General features: G+C 34.0%; 13 protein-coding genes and 1 tRNA gene. 9 read left to right on the forward strand and 5 right to left on the reverse strand.

Annotated features, from left to right (window positions below; translation table 11 throughout):
• Window positions 1-32 precede the first annotated feature (32 nt).
• The 4 genes from ruvA to AB1278_RS20555 form a co-directional block, all read right to left on the reverse strand.
• Window positions 33-617: a Holliday junction branch migration protein RuvA gene (ruvA, locus tag AB1278_RS20540; RefSeq protein ID WP_110010714.1), complete on the reverse strand. Its 585-nt coding sequence runs from the start codon at window positions 615-617 to the stop codon at window positions 33-35.
• 227 nt (window positions 618-844) lie between these two features.
• Window positions 845-3,130, reverse strand: a complete 2,286-nt coding sequence (locus AB1278_RS20545) for an NADP-dependent malic enzyme (protein ID WP_429816698.1) — start codon at window positions 3,128-3,130, stop codon at window positions 845-847.
• Between the two features lie 16 nt (window positions 3,131-3,146).
• A complete protein-coding gene (locus tag AB1278_RS20550; protein ID WP_202840544.1) occupies window positions 3,147-3,998 on the reverse strand; it encodes a BadF/BadG/BcrA/BcrD ATPase family protein in 852 nt (283 codons plus the stop codon).
• 85 nt (window positions 3,999-4,083) lie between these two features.
• Window positions 4,084-4,347, reverse strand: a complete 264-nt coding sequence (locus AB1278_RS20555; RefSeq protein ID WP_110010711.1) for a hypothetical protein — start codon at window positions 4,345-4,347, stop codon at window positions 4,084-4,086.
• A gap of 365 nt (window positions 4,348-4,712) precedes the next feature.
• Between AB1278_RS20555 and AB1278_RS20560 the strand changes: the two genes are divergently transcribed.
• The 9 genes from AB1278_RS20560 to AB1278_RS20600 all read left to right on the forward strand — a co-directional run bounded on the left by AB1278_RS20560 (window position 4,713) and on the right by AB1278_RS20600 (window position 19,483).
• On the forward strand, window positions 4,713-5,171 hold the full coding sequence (locus tag AB1278_RS20560) for a GtrA family protein (protein WP_110010710.1): 459 nt from the start codon (window positions 4,713-4,715) through the stop codon (window positions 5,169-5,171).
• 3 nt (window positions 5,172-5,174) lie between these two features.
• Window positions 5,175-5,912 (forward strand): lysophospholipid acyltransferase family protein, encoded by a 738-nt coding sequence (locus AB1278_RS20565; protein WP_429816703.1) that lies wholly within the window; start codon window positions 5,175-5,177, stop codon window positions 5,910-5,912.
• Window positions 5,913-5,942: 30 nt separating this feature from the next.
• Entirely contained in the window at window positions 5,943-7,388 is a 1,446-nt protein-coding gene (locus AB1278_RS20570; protein ID WP_429816705.1) for an MFS transporter, read from the forward strand.
• Window positions 7,389-7,482: 94 nt separating this feature from the next.
• Window positions 7,483-8,442, forward strand: a complete 960-nt coding sequence (locus tag AB1278_RS20575; protein WP_429816707.1) for a DUF3810 domain-containing protein — start codon at window positions 7,483-7,485, stop codon at window positions 8,440-8,442.
• A 1,095-nt stretch (window positions 8,443-9,537) separates the two neighbouring features.
• A complete protein-coding gene (locus tag AB1278_RS20580; RefSeq protein ID WP_227943459.1) occupies window positions 9,538-11,052 on the forward strand; it encodes a thioredoxin domain-containing protein in 1,515 nt (504 codons plus the stop codon).
• A gap of 190 nt (window positions 11,053-11,242) precedes the next feature.
• Window positions 11,243-13,438 carry a peptidase domain-containing ABC transporter gene (locus AB1278_RS20585; RefSeq protein ID WP_429816710.1) on the forward strand — a complete coding sequence of 732 codons (2,196 nt, stop codon included), beginning with the start codon at window positions 11,243-11,245 and terminating at the stop codon, window positions 13,436-13,438.
• 311 nt (window positions 13,439-13,749) lie between these two features.
• Window positions 13,750-15,048: an HlyD family secretion protein gene (locus AB1278_RS20590; RefSeq protein ID WP_181397983.1), complete on the forward strand. Its 1,299-nt coding sequence runs from the start codon at window positions 13,750-13,752 to the stop codon at window positions 15,046-15,048.
• A gap of 501 nt (window positions 15,049-15,549) precedes the next feature.
• Window positions 15,550-18,276 carry a TrlF family AAA-like ATPase gene (locus AB1278_RS20595; protein ID WP_429816714.1) on the forward strand — a complete coding sequence of 909 codons (2,727 nt, stop codon included), beginning with the start codon at window positions 15,550-15,552 and terminating at the stop codon, window positions 18,274-18,276.
• 49 nt (window positions 18,277-18,325) lie between these two features.
• Window positions 18,326-19,483, forward strand: a complete 1,158-nt coding sequence (locus tag AB1278_RS20600) for a putative phage abortive infection protein (RefSeq protein WP_429816717.1) — start codon at window positions 18,326-18,328, stop codon at window positions 19,481-19,483.
• A gap of 82 nt (window positions 19,484-19,565) precedes the next feature.
• Here the strand turns inward: AB1278_RS20600 and AB1278_RS20605 are convergent.
• Window positions 19,566-19,639: transfer RNA gene (locus tag AB1278_RS20605), tRNA-Met, on the reverse strand.
• Window positions 19,640-19,642 lie beyond the last annotated feature (3 nt).

The raw sequence follows: 19,642 nt of genomic DNA on the forward strand, positions 1-19,642 counted from the left end.
ATGTTAAGATGCTTAATATTCGCCACCAAATGTTAAATGTTTTTTAATATTTGTTTAACCAATTCTTCTACCGAGATGTTTGGATTTTGTTTGATAATTTTATCCGCAATCTTCTCGCTTGTTCGTTTAGGAATGCCTAAAACTTCTAATGCAGATAACGATTCTTCCTTAATTTTATTATCCACCATCACAGAAATGTTCGCGTTTGGATCGCTGTATTTCTGTACTTTATCTTTAAGATCCACGATAATCCTTTCGGCAGTTTTTGCACCAATTCCTTTTGCTTTTTGGATCAATGCACTGTTTCCGGAAAGTATCGCCGAAGCAATCTCATCAAGGCTCAATGTTGACAACAGAATCAATGCTGAAACAGCTCCTACTCCATTAACGCTTATTAACAGATTGAACATTTCTTTTTCTGAACGTGTGTTAAATCCAAAGAGAAGATGAGCATCTTCACGAATGATCTGCTGAATAAATAAAAAGGTCTGCTGATTCAAAACCAGCGTCTGTGAGGTCATCAGACTGATTCCCACGTAGTAACCAACTCCTTGAACATTGATGACAGCGTAAGTAGGCGTAAGTTCTTGAACAGTGCCTTGTAAAGAAAATATCATTATTAATTTTTAAAACTCCCAAATATAGCAATTTAAACTAATTAATGTTTTCATTTGATGTACGAATGATTTTTAACTTAAATTTTAAATAAGAATTCAAGGAATTAACAGAAAAACAAAAGACTCCAAAATATGGAGCCTTTTTACTATCTGTACACGGTTTAAAGTGTCAATTTTGAAATAAGAAAGATGGATTATTTATTTCGAGTGATGCCATCTGTTCTGTATTATTTCTTCTCTCTTCTTTGAGCATCAAGAACAGCAATGGTAGCAAGGTTTACGATCTCATCAACGCTTGAACGCATCTGAAGTACGTGTACCGGCTGCTTTAATCCCATTAAGATAGGTCCGATAACCTGTGCTACTTTCATACCTCTCAGAATTTTGTAAGAAAGGTTTGCACTTTCCAGATTCGGGAAAATGAATGTGTTGGCAGGAGTAGTTCCTAATTTTGAGAATGGATAATCGCTCAGGTGGTCTGCGTTCATTGCAAAATCAGGTTGAATTTCACCATCCACAACCATTTTCGGATATTTTTCATGAAGGATTCCTACTGCTTTTGCTACTTTCTTGGAAGTTTCAGAAATCGCAGCAAAGTTTTCAAATCCAAGCATTGCAATTCTTGGTTCAATCGCAAAAGATTTTACTGTAAATTCAGCCATTTTAGCAATATTCACAAGATCTTCTGCTGTAGGGTTTTGGTTGATAGAGGTATCTGCGAAGAAAATAGGTTTCTTTTCAGACAAGATCATCATCATGGCCGCCACTTTATCTACTCCTTTATCTTTTTCAATAACTTCTAAAACAGGACGTAAAACAGAAGTATAGTTTTTAGAGAATCCTACGATAAGTCCGTCTGTATCACCATGTTTCAGCATCAAAGGTCCGAAATAGTCTCTCTGGCGTACATATCTCTTCGCTTTGTACTCGTTCATTCCTTTTCTCTGACGAAGTTTCCAAAGAGTTTCTCTGTATTTTTTTCTGTTTTCTTTCTGATCGTCATCACTTGGATCAATGATCGGAACATCCAGAGTAATTCCGTAACGCTCCATCTGCTCCTTGATGTATTTTTTATCTCCTAAAAGGCTTGGGGAAGCAATTCCTTCTTCATAAAGAATCTGAGCAGCTTTCAATACATTGTATTCTTCAGCATTTCCAAGGGTAATTCTTTTCGGATTGGATTTCGCACGGCTCTGCATCATTCTTACCAATCTTTCATCTCTACCCATTCTGTCTAAAAGCTGGTGCTCGTATTCGTCAAAATCCGTAATGGTTTTTCTGGCAACACCACTTTCAATAGCTGCTTTTGCTACAGCGCTTGATACTTTTGTGATCAGTCTGTTATCAAATGGTTTTGGAATAAAGTATTCTCTTCCAAACTGAAGGTTCTGAACATTGTATGCTAAAATTACAGCTTCCGGCACCGGTTCTTTTGCAAGATCAGCAATAGCGTGTACCGCAGCGAGTTTCATGGCTTCATTAATTCCTGTAGCCTGTACATCCAATGCTCCACGGAAGATATAAGGGAATCCCAATACGTTGTTGACCTGGTTAGGATAATCACTTCTACCTGTAGCCATGATCACATCTTTACGGGTCTCCAGTGCAAGATCATAAGCAATTTCCGGATCAGGGTTGGCAAGAGCAAATACAATAGGATTTTCATTCATGCTCTGCAACATCTCAGGAGTCATTACGTTTCCTTTTGACAATCCTACAAAAACATCAGATCCTTTTACAGCATCTTCTAATGTTTCGATATCTGTCTGAGCGATGAAATCTAATTTTTCAGGAGTAAGGTTTTCTCTTTTATGATTGATTACGCCTTTACTGTCACACATCAGGACATTTTCTTTTTTCAGTCCTAAAGAAATATAAAGCTTGGTACATGCAATCGCTGCAGCACCAGCTCCGTTCACCACCATTTTTACTTTATCAATATCTTTATTGGCAATTTGCAGAGAGTTGATCAATGCAGCAGCTGAGATAATAGCTGTTCCGTGCTGGTCATCGTGCATCAAAGGAATATTCAACTCCTCTTTCAGTCTTTGTTCTATATAAAAAGCTTCAGGAGCTTTAATATCTTCAAGATTGATTCCTCCGAAAGTAGGAGCAATTCCTTTTACGATTTCAATAAATTTATCCGGATCTTTTTCATCGATCTCAATATCAAAAACGTTGATATCTGCAAAGATCTTGAATAATAGTCCCTTCCCTTCCATTACCGGTTTTGAAGCCTCAGCACCGATGTCTCCCAGTCCAAGTACGGCAGTACCGTTAGAAATGACTGCTACCAGGTTTCCTTTTCCCGTATAATCATATACAGTTTCCGGCTTATCATGAATTTCCATACAAGGAACCGCTACTCCCGGAGAGTAAGCCAATGATAAATCTCTTTGGGAAGAGTGTGGCTTTGACGGGATAACTTCAATTTTTCCTTTGGGTTCTGCTTTATGATAATCTAGCGCTGCCTGGCTAAAGTTCTTTTCGTCACGATTGTTGTTACTTGACATAAAATTTTGTTTTTTGTTAAAGTATATATTTAATGTGGTAATCTACTAAGCTTTCAATTGGTTTCTGCACAACATGTCCCACATTTAAATTAAGTTCTGCAGCTACAGAACGTAGTATATTTTCATAATAATAAGCGATGGAGCCAATAAAATTGATCTCGGCCTCATGCGCCTCCTCATAAGGAAGAACCTGGTATTCAAAGAAACTTTTCATTTCTTCAAAAACCATATCTTTGAAATAAGGATGATCTTTTCTTTCGATTACAAATTTGGTAAAATTCGCCAGATATGCATTGGGTCTCGGCGTGTGATACATGTTTTTCAATGCATCTTCTACGGTAAGCTGATAATCTGCTTCAAATTCTTTATGAAGATCCGCAGGCAGTTTTTTCATAAAATATCTGCGTACCAGCTGCTTTCCGATAGCACTGCCGCTTCCTTCATCCCCGATCAGGAATCCCAGCGAAGGCAATTCTATCTTCACATTTTCACCGTCAAAAAAACAGGAATTAGATCCTGTGCCGAGAATGCACACGATAGCAGGTTTTCCACTGTATGCTGCATAGGCTGCAGCCATCAGATCTTCCTTCACAATAATCTCTGCTTTTCCAAAAACTTTTGTCAGCTCTTCTTCTATGGTTTCGCAGTTTTTTTTCACTCCGCATCCGGAACCATAAAAAAAGACTTTGGTAATTGAATTTTTAACCGATATCAGATTGCTATTTTTCTGTATTTCAGGAGCGATAAGTTCTCTGTTGATAAAATTTGGATTGAAACCGATGGTTTCTGTTTTCAGAAAAACTTTTTTAAAGTCATCAAGAATTACCCAATCCGTTTTAGTAGAACCACTATCTACAATAGCAACCATATTTTAGATTTTAATTTAAGGGTGCTAAATTATGAATTTATCTTCAATTAGCATTTAAAAACAACCTGGAAGCTGTCTAAAATCATTAATGTTTGATTTGTGTTTTTTTTTCGTTGAATTGTAAAAGCCAATCTTCTATTTCATCTTCAAGATAGGAAGTCTGTAATTCCATTGCATTGATAAAATCATCAGGCACCGGATCGCCAGTGGAGTTTTCAAGATTCCACAATTCGTTTGACATATTTTCATACTCTGAATACACTCTTTTGAAGCGGGAATTTTCTTTCTCAAGAGCCTCAATATTTTTCTGTTGAAGCTGGAATTTTCTGTATTTGTTTTGACGTTTCATACAAATATTATTAATAATTGGGTCATAAAAAAGTTGGAGTATATGCTCTTAACCGTGCACTACAAGATAGAAAAAACCATCAACACAAGGAGTTGAAAATGAATTTATTATCAGGTCTTTATTACATCATTCTGAATATTAAAATTAGAAATAATTTTTATTAAAAAAAATATTTTAACAACTTTTTTCAGTGTTTAACATATAGTTATAAATTTGCATATTCATATTGTCAAGCGGTATAACTGCTGGGATTTAAAAACCGTTATAAACAGAAGAAATTCTCTAAGGTGTTTATATTGTGAGAGATAAATCAACCTGGCAGACTGTCCGATATGTACAAAGATGTTTAGTTTTATACTTATTAAATGAAAGAAATACTCTTACGCCAGAAACAGGTTTTGTTCTTCATCATTGCAGGAGGACTGAGTGCCATTGTAGAAATAGGAAGCTTTAAGATTTTCAGCACCTATCTTCCGCACTTCTTTGTAAAGGAAACCAATTTCTACGGAGTACACTATCCTTTAAGCAACATTTTTTCCACGAGCTGCGGGATTATTACCAATTATTTTCTGAGCATCTGGTTTGTATTTGAAAGGGGAAAACATTCGAAGAGAAAAGAATTTGCTTATTTTATGGTAGTATCTTTTTTTTCAACATTACTCAGCTTAGGTTTTTTCCAGGTATTTTACAGTTTCGTATTTAAAGATAATATCAATTTATTTTTTTATACCTTGAGCCCGGAAATGATCAGTAAAATTGCAGCAATATTGCTGGTTTCCATTCTGAATTATTCGATAAAAAAGAAAGTAATTTTTAACGGTTAGGCTGTGACAAAAATTTTAAATTATCTCTGGAGATTCTGGCTGCTGCTGTTGGCATTTTTTCTGACAGTTATTATTGGGATCCCGGTTTACATTTTATCCTTTAATAAAAAGCATTATAAATACGGCTATAAACTGGTCAGGCTATGGTGTTTCGGTATGTTCTACGGAATGGGTTTCAGATATGACCTGATTAAACTTTCGGAACAGGAAAAAGATAAAAATATCCCTTATGTCTTTATCTCCAATCATACGTCTATTATGGATATCATGCTTGCATGTATTCTGTTTCCTGATCATCCGATCTGTTTTGTAGGAAAAAAAGAACTGGTTAAGATTCCTATTTTCGGAACTATATATAAAAGGATATGTGTAATGGTAGACAGAGCGAGTGCAAAAAGCCGTGCAGATGTTTACCGAAGATGTGCAGAGAAGATGGAAGAAGGCAACAGTATCGCGATTTTTCCTGAAGGCGGTGTGCCGGACGACACTTCTATTATCCTGGATGATTTTAAGGACGGTGCATTTATACTGTCTTCAAAACATCATTCTCCTATCGCTGTTTATACCTTTGTGGGACTTAAAGAAATGTTCCCTTTTGAAAACTCAAAAGGCTTTCCCGGAAGGGTAAAGGTATATTACAATGGCATCATTGAGCCTTCAGATTCTCCAAAAGACTCAAAAGCAGAGGCTTATGAGACAATAAAAAAAACCTTAATCAGGTATTCCGTTGAAAGGAAATAGTTATATTTGTTTGTGAAATCTATAATAAATATGTCAAATTATTCTAAACAAACCAATTGGGCCCAATTCATTCCGTTGGTTACTGTATTCTTCTTTTGGGGATTTGTAGCAGCCAGTAATGATATTCTGATCCCTGTTTTTCAAAAAGCCTTCAATCTATCCCAAACTGAAAGTATGCTTGTACAGATATGCTTTTATGTAGCATATACTGTAGGTTCTTTAATTTATATGCTTGTATCAAAGAGCCTTAAACAGGATTTGATCAATAAAATCGGATATAAGAATGGTCTTATTGTGGGGCTTCTGATTTCCGCATTGGGAACCTTATTGTTCTACCCGGCTGCCAATATGCATTCTTTCCCTTTAATGATCTCAGGGTTATTTATTGTAGGTTTAGGATTCTCTCTTCAGCAGATTGTTGCTAATCCGCTTGCTATTGAAGTAGGTCCTACGGAAACGGGATCTCAGAGGCTAACAATGGCAGGAGGGATTAATAACTTAGGAACTACTATTGGACCACTTATCGTTGCATTTGCTATTTTTGGATCTGCAAGTGCTGCCAACACGGAAGCAAGTATAGAAAGTGTAAAAACACCTTATCTGATATTAGGAGCAGCTTTTGCTCTGGTAGCTTTAATGCTTAAATTCTCTTCTCTTCCTGCAGTAACTCCAACAAACACTGAGGACACCGATGATGCAACTCCGGGAGAACATAGAAAGTCAGCATTCCAGTATCCTCAGCTGGTGATGGGAATGATCGCTATTTTTGTTTATGTAGGGGTAGAAGTTTCCACAGCCAGTAACCTTCCGGCTTATATGGAAAAAAGCTTGGGATTTGAAACGAAAGAGGTAGCACCTTATATCTCTTTATACTGGGCATCATTAATGATTGGCCGTTGGACAGGTGCTGTAGAAGCATTTGATGTCAATGCAGGATTCAAAAAGATCTTAAGATTCTTAGCTCCTTATCTTGCATTCGGTGTATTTTTATTGGTAAACGCTATTGCCGATCATGATCTTTCTCCGTTCTATGTATATGGATTTATCATTATCGCAATGATTATCTGTGATATTTTAAGCAAAGGAAACCCGGCAAGAATGCTTCTGATCTTCTCTCTGGCAGGGATCACCGCTCTACTTATAGGGATGTTCACTACAGGAATGGTATCTGTATATGCATTTACCAGTGTAGGTCTTTTCTGCTCTACGCTATGGCCGTGTATCTTTGCACTGGCTATCAACGGGCTTGGAAAACACACTAACCTGGGTTCAGGATACCTTATCATGATGATTATGGGAGGAGGTATTGTAAGCGTTATACAGGGATATGTTGCAGATATTACCAATATTCATTTCAGTTATATCGTAGGGGTTATTTGTTTTGCTTATCTTGCATTCTATGCGATCCGTGTAAGTGGGATTCTGAAAGCCCAGGGCATTGATCTTGATAAAATATCTAAAGGCAGTGGTCATTAATATAACAACAAATATATATAAGAAAAAAAGATTTTGGGCAGGTGTATTACTTGCCCAATTTCTTTTGTTTTATGGATTTTCAAAATCCAAAATAATGATTTCTTTTTTTGAACGCTTTTTTGAATTTCAGAAAGAGCTTCATCAGGTGCTGTTCAGCTGGGTTCCATTTTCTGTCGGGGATTTGATCTATATTGTGCTGGGAGCTTTTCTTTTATACTGTTTCATCACCTTATTCAAAAAGCAGCAAAGAAGTGATTCGATGAGAAAAATTCTTATCGTCATGAATATCTTTTATTTTATTTATCAGATCTTTTGGGGAATGCTGTATTTTCAGGTTCCTATTATTAAAAAACTTTCCAGCCAGAATGAACCGGATATAGAAAAAGCAAAAAAACTGGCTCTTGTTTATCTTGAAAAGTGTAAGGCAACACGACAGTATACACAGGAGGACAGCAACGGAGTATTTATAATCACAAACCTTACATCTATTCAAAGGGAAATCCTGAATCAGCAGACAAAGCTGCCTTCTTATATTTCCGATAAAAAAGCTCCAGAGATACTGGACATCAAGCCTAGTTTATTCAAAAATGTAATGAGCTTTACAGGAATTTTAGGCTATTATAATCCTTTTACAGCTGAAGCCCAGTATAATACTGAGCTGCCTCATACATTAATCCCTTTCACCACAGCGCACGAAAGTTCACATCAGCTTGGATTTGCCAGAGAGCAGGAAGCTAATTTTATAGGGTACTTAATAGGCATTCATTCCGGTAATCCTGAGTTGAGATACAGTACTGAATTTTTCACTTTAAAAAGTCTTTTAAGATTTATTGTGGAGAAAGATCCTGAATTTGTAAAGAATATTCTTCACCAGTATTCTCCCGCCATGAAAAGAGACCGTGCTTATGAAAAAAGTTTTATTTTTCAACATCAGGGATGGCTTGATGAATTCTTTGGATTTACTAACAACCTGTTCCTGAAAAGCAATCAGCAGGAAGGCTCTGTTACCTATTCTTACTTTATTGATCTTCTCTTAAGCTATGAGAAAACATAAAAAAAGAATCGTATCAGGCGATACGATTCTAAAAACACAAATGATGAAAAAAAATTTATTACCTTGACTTGTTCCCTCATTCAAGGCGATGTAAAAGTACGACATATTTTATAAATACAAAAACATTTCTATCCTTTTTTAAAACTTTATGAAAACTTTATGATTTTTTAAGTTTTTTTGAGTTCATTTCTGTTTGTTACAAATTACATAGAATATCGAAATTTAATAAACAAAACAAGGGTAAAACCCACTACAAGCTATAAAATAATAACAAAATAAAACATTTGTTTAAATAAAAAATATTATTTCTCAGCTTTATTTCCTATGTTTTAAAGTTGGAGTTATCCTCAGTATTTTATATGATATTTCCAAAAATCTGAACTTCATAATCCAGGATATTCTCAGATAAAAATCCATTCATTTTTATATCGATTCCGTTTATTGTCTCAAAATAGGGATTTCCACATAACTGCCATTATACCATATGATCTCCCAAGCTCTTTAGCATCAGATATGTTGACAAATAATCCCAGCTTGAATTAAAGTCCACAAAGATTATCAAGTATTACATTTCCATAAAAATCAATCGAAATAGTAAAGGACCTTGTGTTATATTCCTGTAAAGGCATAATGGTACACTTTTCTATTTTCTTAATTCATTCCATCAACGCAATCCTACAGGAACGGATAATAGATTATCCAAAATTTATCAATTCCGACATCCCTTTCTTGCATTCCCAGAGTTATGAATGCATCTTTGTCTCAGGTAAAAACACGAAATACTTTTTCTAATAGATCCTTTTACTTCCCACAGGCAACATTTAATGTACGCTTAACCATGAAAACTTTAGAATACCTGCCTGTGGGAAATGGATCTTTCCTTCTTAAAATAATCCCGCTTAAAATATTAAAACATCAATTACTCAAAGAATAATACAAAAGGCATATTCCAAGAACTGCTTTCGTATCCGGATTCAAGAAATAAAATACTGAAGATCAAATAAAATTTATCAACATCCGTTTATATCTCACTAATAAAGGAGATTTTTTTTTGTATATTTAAAACATCTGTGTATTTTAGATAAAAATATTAATATGATTTTTGACAAACTAATCAACCATCTAAAACTAGATAAACAGGAATTTATTTTCCAGTTCAACTCTCATCCCAATTACCCATCTGCACTGGCATTCAGTGACACACTCAACTTTATGGGGGTAAAAAATGACGCTTATGAACTTGACAAAGAATATTGGGACGAACTTCCAGAGGAATTTATTGCCATTGTTGAGAATTCATTCTCTCTTGTAAAAAAGTCAGGAAGCAATTATTCAGTATATTCGGAAAAAGCAAAAACTTTCGGTAAAGAGGAGCTTTATAATAAATCGACGGACTTTGTATTATTGTTTGAAAAAACAGAAAATGCAGAAAGCAAACTGACATTCAATTTCAAGCCGGTTCTTTATATTATTTTTGCTGCCGTTCTTGCTTATTCTTTGATAAGCCAAAGCATCTATGAAGCTATATTCAACCTTCTTTCGTTAGCAGGAGTTTATATTTCTCTGGAAATTTTCAACCAGAAATTCGGAAACACCTCTACGGTTATCGGAAGTATATGCGGAGGCGGAGGTGCAGCAGCAAGCCAGACAGCCAACTCCTGTGATAAAATTATAAAACAGGATAAAACCAGTATTCTGGGTTTAAAATTTGCAGATTTTTCTCTGATTTATTTTACAGGACTCGCTGTATTAGGTCTGTTCTTACCAGCTACAGCTTATATTGTAAAAGGATTTACATTCGTTTCTGTACTTGCAATCGGGTACTCTCTGTACATTCAGGCATTTGTAGAAAAAACATTCTGCAGAGTATGTCTTTTGATCATTTCAATTCTTGTAGGCCAGATCGTAGTAAGCAGTTTATTTTTTGAGAACCTGTCTTTCAGTGTGGGAACTCTTTTATTGACTGTCATTCTATGGGCTCTTGTATTTTCGGCAGTTATTTATTTCAATACTCTTCTTGAGCAAAAAGAAACGCTGCAAAAATCGAATGCAAAAAATCTCAGATTCAAAAGAAACTATGAGCTTTTCAAAAATCAGATGGAACAAAATCCAAAAATAGAATTTCAGGATACTGAAACTTTTGCTGTTGGAAAAAGGGATGCCAAGCTTCGTATTTCTATCGTTTCCAACCCATACTGTGGTTTCTGTAAAGATGCGCATAAATTGGTGGAAGGACTTTTGGAGAAATACCCTGATGATATTTCATTGCAGATGAGATTCAATTACAGCCCGGACAGAGCTCCAGAAAAATATACACAGCTTATTTCAGATTTAACTCATATTTATCATAACAAACCTGAAAAAGAGTTTTTACACGCTGTTGAAGAATGGTTTGAAACCAAGGATGAAGGCAAAATCAATGCACTTTCCGGAGGAAAAGTAAATTCAGAAAATCTGGATCCGCTGATAGAGATGTCTAAGGAAAACAGTAATGCAGGATTAAGCTTTACGCCAATCTTTATCATCAACGGATATCAGTTCCCGGATAAGTATGATCGCGAAGATATCACCTTCTTTATTGATGAATTAATCGAGGATGATGAGATTTAGCAAATAAATCTTCTTCATTTAAAAATTTCACTATCTTAGGAAAAACAAAATAACCATCTGAAAAGATGTAAAAGAGTAGAAAAACGGTGATCAATGGGACTATTTCCAGTTTACCATTTCATTGAATTATAATTGAATTAAAGCAAAAATGTCGCCATAATTTGGCGGCATTTTATAATGAGTAGTAGTTTTGAAAAAAAAGTTTCCTTTTTATAAGCAGCCAGATACCAAAGACTGCGGTCCTACATGTCTCAGGATCGTAAGTAAGTATTATGGTAAAAGTATATCCCTGCAGCAGATCCGTAACCTTTCCGAAACCACCCGTGAAGGAAGCAGCCTTCTTGGGCTGAGTGATGCCGCAGAAAATCTGGGATTCCGGTCAATGGGAGTCCAGATCGATTTCAATACCCTCACAGAAGAAGTTCCTTTCCCATGTGTGGCACACTGGAATAAAAATCATTTTGTTGTTGTATACAAAATTGACAAAAATAACAAGGTATATATTTCAGATCCCAGCTATGGACTGATCACTTATACCAGAGAAGAATTTATCAAGTCCTGGATCGGAGAAAATGCCAACGAAAATACAGAAGAGGGAATTGTCCTGATCCTTGAAACTACTCCTGCATTCTTTCAAACAGAATTTGATGCAGAAGAAAGTAAGGCAAGTTTTACATTCCTTTCCAAATATCTTCTAAAGTACAAAACACTTGTTATACAGCTTGCGATCGGACTTTTAGGAGGAAGTTTACTTTCCCTTATATTTCCGTTTCTTACCCAAAGTATTGTAGACGTTGGGATCCAGAACCAGGATATTAATTTTATCTATGTAGTTTTGCTTGCACAGATTATGTTATTTCTGGGAAGAATGGGAATTGAAACCATAAGAAGCTGGATTCTTCTCCACCTTTCAGCAAGAATTAACATTTCGATCATCTCCGATTTCTTTATTAAATTGATGAAACTTCCGATAAGTTTCTTTGATACCAGGATGACAGGAGATATCATGCAGAGAATTAATGACCATCACAGAATTGAACAGCTCCTTACAAGTTCTTCATTAAATACATTATTCTCACTGGTGAACCTTATCATTTTCAGTATTGTCTTACTGTTTTATGATTACAGGCTTTTCCTTGTTTATCTTGTTGGAGCAGTATTATATATCGGATGGATCAGTTTCTTCCTGAAAAAAAGAAAAGAACTTGATTACAAGAGATTCTCTCAGGTATCTCAGGAGCAGAGTAAAGTCATCGAACTTATCAACGGAATGCAGGAAATCAAAATGCATAATGCTGAAAAACAAAAACGATGGGACTGGGAATTTCTTCAGGTAAAACTATTTAAAATCAGGATAAAATCTCTATCCTTAGAACAATGGCAGTCTGTGGGAGGTAATTTTATCAATCAGATGAAAGATATTCTGGTGAGTTTTCTTTCTGCCAAACTTGTTTTAAGCGGAAACCTTACTTTGGGGATGATGCTTTCTGTTCAGTATATCATCGGACAGCTGAACAGCCCGCTTCTTCAGCTTATCGACTTTATCAAGCAGACACAGGATGCTAAAATCTCTCTTGAAAGATTAGGAGAAATCCACGATAAAGATGATGAAGAAGATAAGAATGAGCAATACGTTACCGATGTTCCGAAACAAGATATTGAAATCAAAGATATGTCGTTCAGGTATATTGGTTCCGATGTTCCGGTTTTTGAAAATCTCAGCCTTACAATACCTTATCAGCAAACGACAGCAATTGTAGGGGCCAGCGGAAGTGGAAAGACAACTTTATTGAAACTGCTGATGAAGTTTTATGATCCTGATCAGGGTGAAATCAGAATCGGAAATACCAATATGAAAAATATTTCTCCAAGATACTGGAGGGATCATTGTGGTGTTGTCATGCAGGAAGGATATGTATTCAATGACACCATTGCCAACAATATTGCTGTTGGTGAAGATCATATAGATAAACAAAAGCTGAGACGTGCTGTAGAAATAGCCAATATCAAAGATTTTATTGAAAGTCTTCCATTAAGCTATAACACTAAAATCGGAAATGAGGGTGTTGGAGTAAGTGGTGGCCAGAAACAGAGACTTTTCATTGCAAGAGCTGTTTATAAAGCTCCTGAATATATTTTGTTTGATGAAGCTACCTCTGCACTGGATGCCAATAATGAAAAAGTGATCATGGAAAACCTTGAGCAGTTCTTCAAAGGCAAAACAGCAGTGGTGATTGCCCATAGACTTTCCACAGTAAGACATGCGGACAAAATCATTGTACTGGATCAGGGAAGAGTGGTAGAAGAAGGAAGCCATGCTGAGCTGGTAGACTTAAGAGGAGAATATTACAGATTGGTAAGAAACCAGCTTGAATTAGGAAATTAACCAAGATAAAGCCACCCTATAGCGGAATCCGAAAAGCTTACAGAGTAGGAAAAATAAAACTAATAGTAATCATGAAAAATCTTAAAAAACTTTCGAGAAAAGATTTGACATTTGTCAGCGGAGGTGTTATTATTCCGGACAACAACTGCTGTGGATCCTGGTGTCTAGGCAGCTGGGTACCATGCAGCATAAAGCATTTTGAATGCCCGCCGGATGCAGACACATCGCCACCATCATGGTATGACGGGAACTGCCCAATTATTTAAATTATATTCCCCCTGAAATATTGGGGGAAATTTTACTACATAACAATGAAAGAAGACGTTTTAGACAATATTGAACTCCGCTCAGAAAGCGTACAGGATATTCTTACCCAACCGCCTCATTGGATGATCCGCTGGGGAAATACGGTAATATTTATTATTCTGCTGTTGATTCTCTTAATGAGCTACATTATAAAATATCCGGAATTTGTGCCGGCTCCTATTATTGTGACTTCTCAGAATCCTCCGGAGAAAATAGAAGCACGAACCAGCTCTAAAATTGAAAAAATATTCATAAAAGACCACCAGGAAGTTAAAAAGAATGATGTCCTGATGGTGATGCAGTCTGCAGCCAACTATAAGGATATTTTAGAGCTTAAAAAACTGGTAGACTCCATCACCCCCGATCAATTATACTCCTTCCCTATTGCCCAGGCTTCAAGATTCAAGCTCGGTGAATTACAGGGTGAGTACAACAGTTTTGCAAAAGCATTTCAGGACGAAGCCCTTTTTACAAGATTACAGCCATACGCTCCCGAAAATCTGGCGGCCAATCAGAGTATTTCAGAATATAAAGTAAGAATTGCCACGTTAAAACAGCAGAAAAATCTGGAGTCTATAAAGTATGATCTGACTAAGAAAAATTTCAACAGATCTCAGGAACTATTTAATCAAGGTGTTATCTCTGCTATGGAACTTGAAAACGAAAAAATCAAATATCTTCAGGCTCAGCAAAATCTTGAGAATATTAAAATTTCCATATCACAAATGGATGAAGGGATCTCCAACCTGAATAAAACCAAAAGCGGAACTGCCATTAACACAGAAAAAGACAGAATTACCTACTCGTCACAAACCCTGCAGCTTCTTGAACAGCTGCGAAAATCTTTGAAACAGTGGGAGCTGAACTATCTGGTGATCTCATCCACAGACGGCGTTGCCAGTTTTCAGCAGTTTTTTGGCGAGAATCAATTCGTAAAAGTAGGTGAACCCATCCTTTCTATTCTTCCTAAAAATAAAGAGCAGTTGGTGGGCAGAATGTCCGTACCTACAACAAACTCAGGAAAAATAACTCCGGGTGAAAAAGTTCTGATTAAACTGGATAACTACAGATTCCAGGAATACGGTATCATCGAAGGAAAAGTACAGAACATCTCCCTGATTCCTGATGATAAAGGAAACTACTATGTAGATGTGATCTTGCCAAAAGGATTAAAAACGAGCTACAACAAGACACTTACATTCGATAAAGAGCTTAGAGGCAGTGCAGAGATTGTCACACAGGATCTGCGACTGATTGAAAGATTCTTCTATCAGATCAGAAAGCTGCTCGGATATCAGGTTTGATAAACCTTTTATTAAAAACTAACCCCGTTTTACAAATTGTAAAACGGGGTTTTTATTATTTATTATTAAAATTACAGCACCTGATACTTGCTGGTATCCGAATACAATTTCCTTTCTTTTTTTAAACAGGCTATTACGGAAGTTATCTGAATAATTAAAACTTTACCCAATCCTTGAAAAAAGACCGCAAGAATGGAAATACAGGGAACACAATAATATAATTTTAAAGAATAAAAAATTGATATATTAAAAAAGCAGTAAAATTTAAAGAGTTAATCTATTTGATTTTTTCGATAGCCAATTTTTGAAAATTACAGTAATTTCATCTGCCATAATATAATCTAATTGTAATTGAATTATAAACGTAAATCAAGTCGTAAATAATTAAATTTGAGAGACCTAAATTGTTTTACGGTTAACCATAATATATTTATTCGCAATAATCATATTTTTAAATAAGAAATAACAATTTAAAATTAATAACAATATTAAACTTTTAAAATGAGAAAAAGCGGGTCAGAATGGAGAAAATGGGATTTACATTTTCATACACCATCATCTTATGATTACAAAAACAAAGGTATCTCTAATCAAGAAATCATTGACATATTAATTTCAAATAATATTGAAGTGATTGCAATTACAGATCATCATTATATTGATGTACATAGAATTAAAGAACTCCAACGATTAGGAACTGGAAAAGTTACTATTTTACCAGGAATAGAATTTAGAGCAGAATTAGGAGGAAGTGAATCTATTCATTATATCGGAATTTTTTCTGAAAAATCTGATGTTAATGATCTCTGGATTAAAATTCAATCAAGCTGTGGAATTACTGCAAAAGATATTCAAGATAAAGGAGGAGATAATAATATTTACTGTGATTTTAAAGAAACTTGCAACCTAATTCATAGTTTAGGTGGCTTAGTTTCTGTCCATGCAGGAAGCAAAACAAATACTGTTGAAAATATAACTAATTCATTGCCTTACAAAATGGCTCAAAAAATAGAATTAGTTTCAGGCTATATTGACATCTATGAATTAGGACAAGAAAACGATCAAAATGATTATAATACTATTGTTTTCCCTGCAATAAAGCGAAGACTTCCAATGATTATCTGTTCCGATAATCATGATATCAAAAACTACGTTATTAAACAAAATCTTTGGATAAAAGCAGAACCAACATTTGAAGGTTTAAAGCATATTATTTATGAACCTCAAGACAGAGTGAAAATACAAAATCATAAACCTGATTTTAAAGAAGATAAATTAATAATTGATTCTGTAAAATACATTTCAAATGATAATCTCTTTAATTCTGAAACAATTCATTTAAACAAAAATCTAAACGTCATCATCGGTGGAAAATCTTCTGGAAAATCTATTTTGCTCTATAATATTGCAAAAACCTTAGAAACAAATGATGAAGTTTCCAAAATAACCAGTATAAATGGTGAGGAAAAGTATAATTTTAGAGAAAAAGATAAAGATTTTGATTTTGAAGTTATTACTTCATCTGGTGCAACTAAAAGGTTATATGACGGAGAAAACTCAATTATTACAAACATAAAATATATACCTCAAAACTATCTTTCAAAACTGGCAGAACCTAATGAAAATAAAAAAGGAAATGAATTATTAAAATATGTCAGAGGCCTATTACTAGAATCACCTGAACATAATGAAAAATATGATGAATTTTTGCACAACGTTCGGTCTAATGATAAATTACGCAATGATATTATTGACAACTATTTTAAGATAAAAGATTATATCAGTGAGAAAGAAAAGGAACTCAAAGAACTTGGAAATGAAGAAGCACTAAAAAAAAGTATTGAATCTAATTCTAGGAGGATTGAAGAATTAAAAAAAGGGTTAGGATTAACGGAAGAGCAAATTAAAGATTATAATGCAAAAAAAAATCAATTAGAAACAATTAATTCTGAAATCACACAAACTAATGAAGACTACAAAAGAATAACAGGTTTTAATACGGAGGTTATTAATGCTTTACAAGAATTAAAGAGTAGAAAAGAATTAATAGAAAAATCTATTAATAGAGAAGAAATAAAAACGCTATTTAACTCAAAATTTGATTTCATAGCGGAAAAATTTGATGAACTTAATTCTTTTAAGGATCTGTTAAAAATTGAAGAAAAACAATTTGTCAATGATAATCTATTTAAAACCATTTATAATAGTTATTTTGAAAGAAGGAATAGCATAAATAAAGACTTAGAAGTTTATCAAAAAAATGAACAAATTAGGGAGGAAACTTCCAAAATTGAGAAAACTGTTAGTGATGACAAGATCACCTTACAAAAAATACAAAAATTAAAAGATGAAATTATTTTAAATAAGCAAGAGCTTCAAAAGGAAAAAGAAAAATTATTTAAACTTTATACAGATAATTTTAATGAATATCCTAGAATTGTTGAGATCCTAAAAGATAGAGCGTCATTGGCAGAAGAAGACAAATTAATAATTGAAGGGTCTGCAAAATTTAATGCATCTAAGTTCAATAAAAGAATAAGGGGAATTAGTGATTTAAGAAGTTTTCCCGAAAATAATTATACCCTTTTTAAGGAAAGAGAAGATTTGATATTATTTGATAATAATGCTCATTTAAACCAAATAAAAGCATTATTTTCCTCGATAACAGAAACACAAGATTTTGTCCTTAATTCTGAAAATAGAAAAAATCCAGCAAATGCAATAAAAGTTTTATTAGATGATTATTTTGTAGATTATTGGGAAACCTTATATGATGGAGACAAAATGGATAAGATGTCTACAGGAAAAGCAAGTTTCGTTATTTTAATGCTCATAATTGGTTTAAGCAATTCAAATGCCCCTATACTTATAGATCAGCCGGAAGACAATTTGGATAACCGTTCTATTACAAAAGACTTGGTAGAATATCTAAGAAAAAAGAAATTAGAAAGACAAATTATATTAGTTACTCATAATGCAAATGTAGTTGTAAATGCCGATGCCGAAAATATTATCATTGCACATCAAAAAGGTCAAAACGATAAAGAAACCTCAAGCATTTATACTTTTGATTATATAAATGGAGCAATTGAAGAAACCAGACAATATGATAAAAGCGAAAAAAATTTGTTGAAAAGCATGGGAATAAGAGAACATATAGCAGATATTGTTGAGGGAGGTGAAGAGGCATTTAGAAAAAGAGAAAGAAAGTATGGTTTTAAATCGTAAAAAGTTTACTTTACGATTTAGAAGATGAAATAAAATCTTAAAATTAATTATGGACGAAAATAACAAACAACAACCTATTTGGAGGGGATGGATAAAAAATCTAGTTTTTCTGGCAATAGTTTTAATATTACTTTCCTTTATTGCTCCTTTAGTATTAACGCAACTCAAAAGTTTCATTGAATTTAATACAGATACTGGTGCCATTGGAGATACTATAGGAGGAATAGCAAACCCTTTTATTGCTCTTGCTGGTGTTATTGTTACAGGTCTTGCATTTTACATGCAGTTAAAGGCAAATGAAATACAAATTAATAATTTTCAAACAGAATTACAAAACCAAAAAGAAACTTTTCAAAAGCAGTTAGAAATACAAAAAGAAGACAATCGTTTCAATCAATTTGAAGCTCAGTTTTACGAAATGTTAAGATTACATAAAGAAAATGTAAATGAGATTGAAATAGACTTATATGTTTATACTGAAAATAAAATATATAATACTGAAAAACAAAATTCAAGAAATTTGTTAGCATCAAGATCACCTATAACTGAAAAGCACAGACAGATTAAGACAATTAAAGGAAGAGATGTTTTTTTATATTTTTCTAATGAATTAAATTTTGCATATAAGATTTATATGAATTTCTTAGGAAATAGATTACAATTTTTCAATTTTTCAATTCCCTATAGTGCATTTTTTAATGGGGTAAGTTCCATGCATGAAAGCGATTATAAAATTAGTATAATAGATAATAAAGGTGATTTTGAAAGGAATTTCTTAAATGATAATCCGGCTGGGACTAAATTTCTTGATATTGAGATTAGATCAAATTACACTTTATTTGAAGGACATGAAAACAAACTCGGACACTATTATAGACATTTATATCATACTGTTAAATATGTAGCAATAGAAAATGACTTCCTAACATATATAGAAAAAAGAAAGTATTTAAGAATATTAAGAGCTCAACTTTCAAACTACGAACAAGCAATGCTATTTTATAATTATTTAGCATTTGCTCCTGAATGGGAAATAGAAAATAAATTTCTATCAGATTTTAGAATGATTCATAATTTATATAAGGAGATATTAATTCCAGATGAATATTTTATGAAGGAATATGATAAAATAAAAAACTCTCAAAGTACAACACAAGGATATAAAGAAAAAGACTATATTTTTGAATCTCAAAAATGGGATTTCTAAATAAAAGAATGATAATCGGGATCATATCGGGATTATTTAAAGTAAAAACCGCAATCATTGATGTAATGATTGCGGTTTATTGTAGCGAAGACGGGAATTGAACCCGTGACCTCAGGGTTATGAATCCTGCGCTCTAACCAACTGAGCTACCTCGCCGTT

Source organism: Chryseobacterium sp. NRRL B-14798 (genome assembly GCF_050470705.1).
GTDB classification, from domain to species: Bacteria; Bacteroidota; Bacteroidia; order Flavobacteriales; family Weeksellaceae; genus Chryseobacterium; species Chryseobacterium cupriresistens.

Bases quoted from the DNA above. Each gene is read 5' to 3' on its own strand.
- AB1278_RS20595 (WP_429816714.1), top strand. From the start codon at position 15,550: ATGAGAAAAAGCGGGTCAGAATGGAGAAAATGGGATTTACATTTTCAT.
- AB1278_RS20560 (WP_110010710.1), top strand. From the start codon at position 4,713: ATGAAAGAAATACTCTTACGCCAGAAACAGGTTTTGTTCTTCATCATT.
- AB1278_RS20545 (WP_429816698.1), bottom strand. From the start codon at position 3,130: ATGTCAAGTAACAACAATCGTGACGAAAAGAACTTTAGCCAGGCAGCG.
- AB1278_RS20590 (WP_181397983.1), top strand. From the start codon at position 13,750: ATGAAAGAAGACGTTTTAGACAATATTGAACTCCGCTCAGAAAGCGTA.
- AB1278_RS20570 (WP_429816705.1), top strand. From the start codon at position 5,943: ATGTCAAATTATTCTAAACAAACCAATTGGGCCCAATTCATTCCGTTG.
- AB1278_RS20600 (WP_429816717.1), top strand. From the start codon at position 18,326: ATGGACGAAAATAACAAACAACAACCTATTTGGAGGGGATGGATAAAA.
- AB1278_RS20550 (WP_202840544.1), bottom strand. From the start codon at position 3,998: ATGGTTGCTATTGTAGATAGTGGTTCTACTAAAACGGATTGGGTAATT.
- AB1278_RS20580 (WP_227943459.1), top strand. From the start codon at position 9,538: ATGATTTTTGACAAACTAATCAACCATCTAAAACTAGATAAACAGGAA.
- AB1278_RS20575 (WP_429816707.1), top strand. From the start codon at position 7,483: ATGATTTCTTTTTTTGAACGCTTTTTTGAATTTCAGAAAGAGCTTCAT.
- AB1278_RS20555 (WP_110010711.1), bottom strand. From the start codon at position 4,347: ATGAAACGTCAAAACAAATACAGAAAATTCCAGCTTCAACAGAAAAAT.
- ruvA (WP_110010714.1), bottom strand. From the start codon at position 617: ATGATATTTTCTTTACAAGGCACTGTTCAAGAACTTACGCCTACTTAC.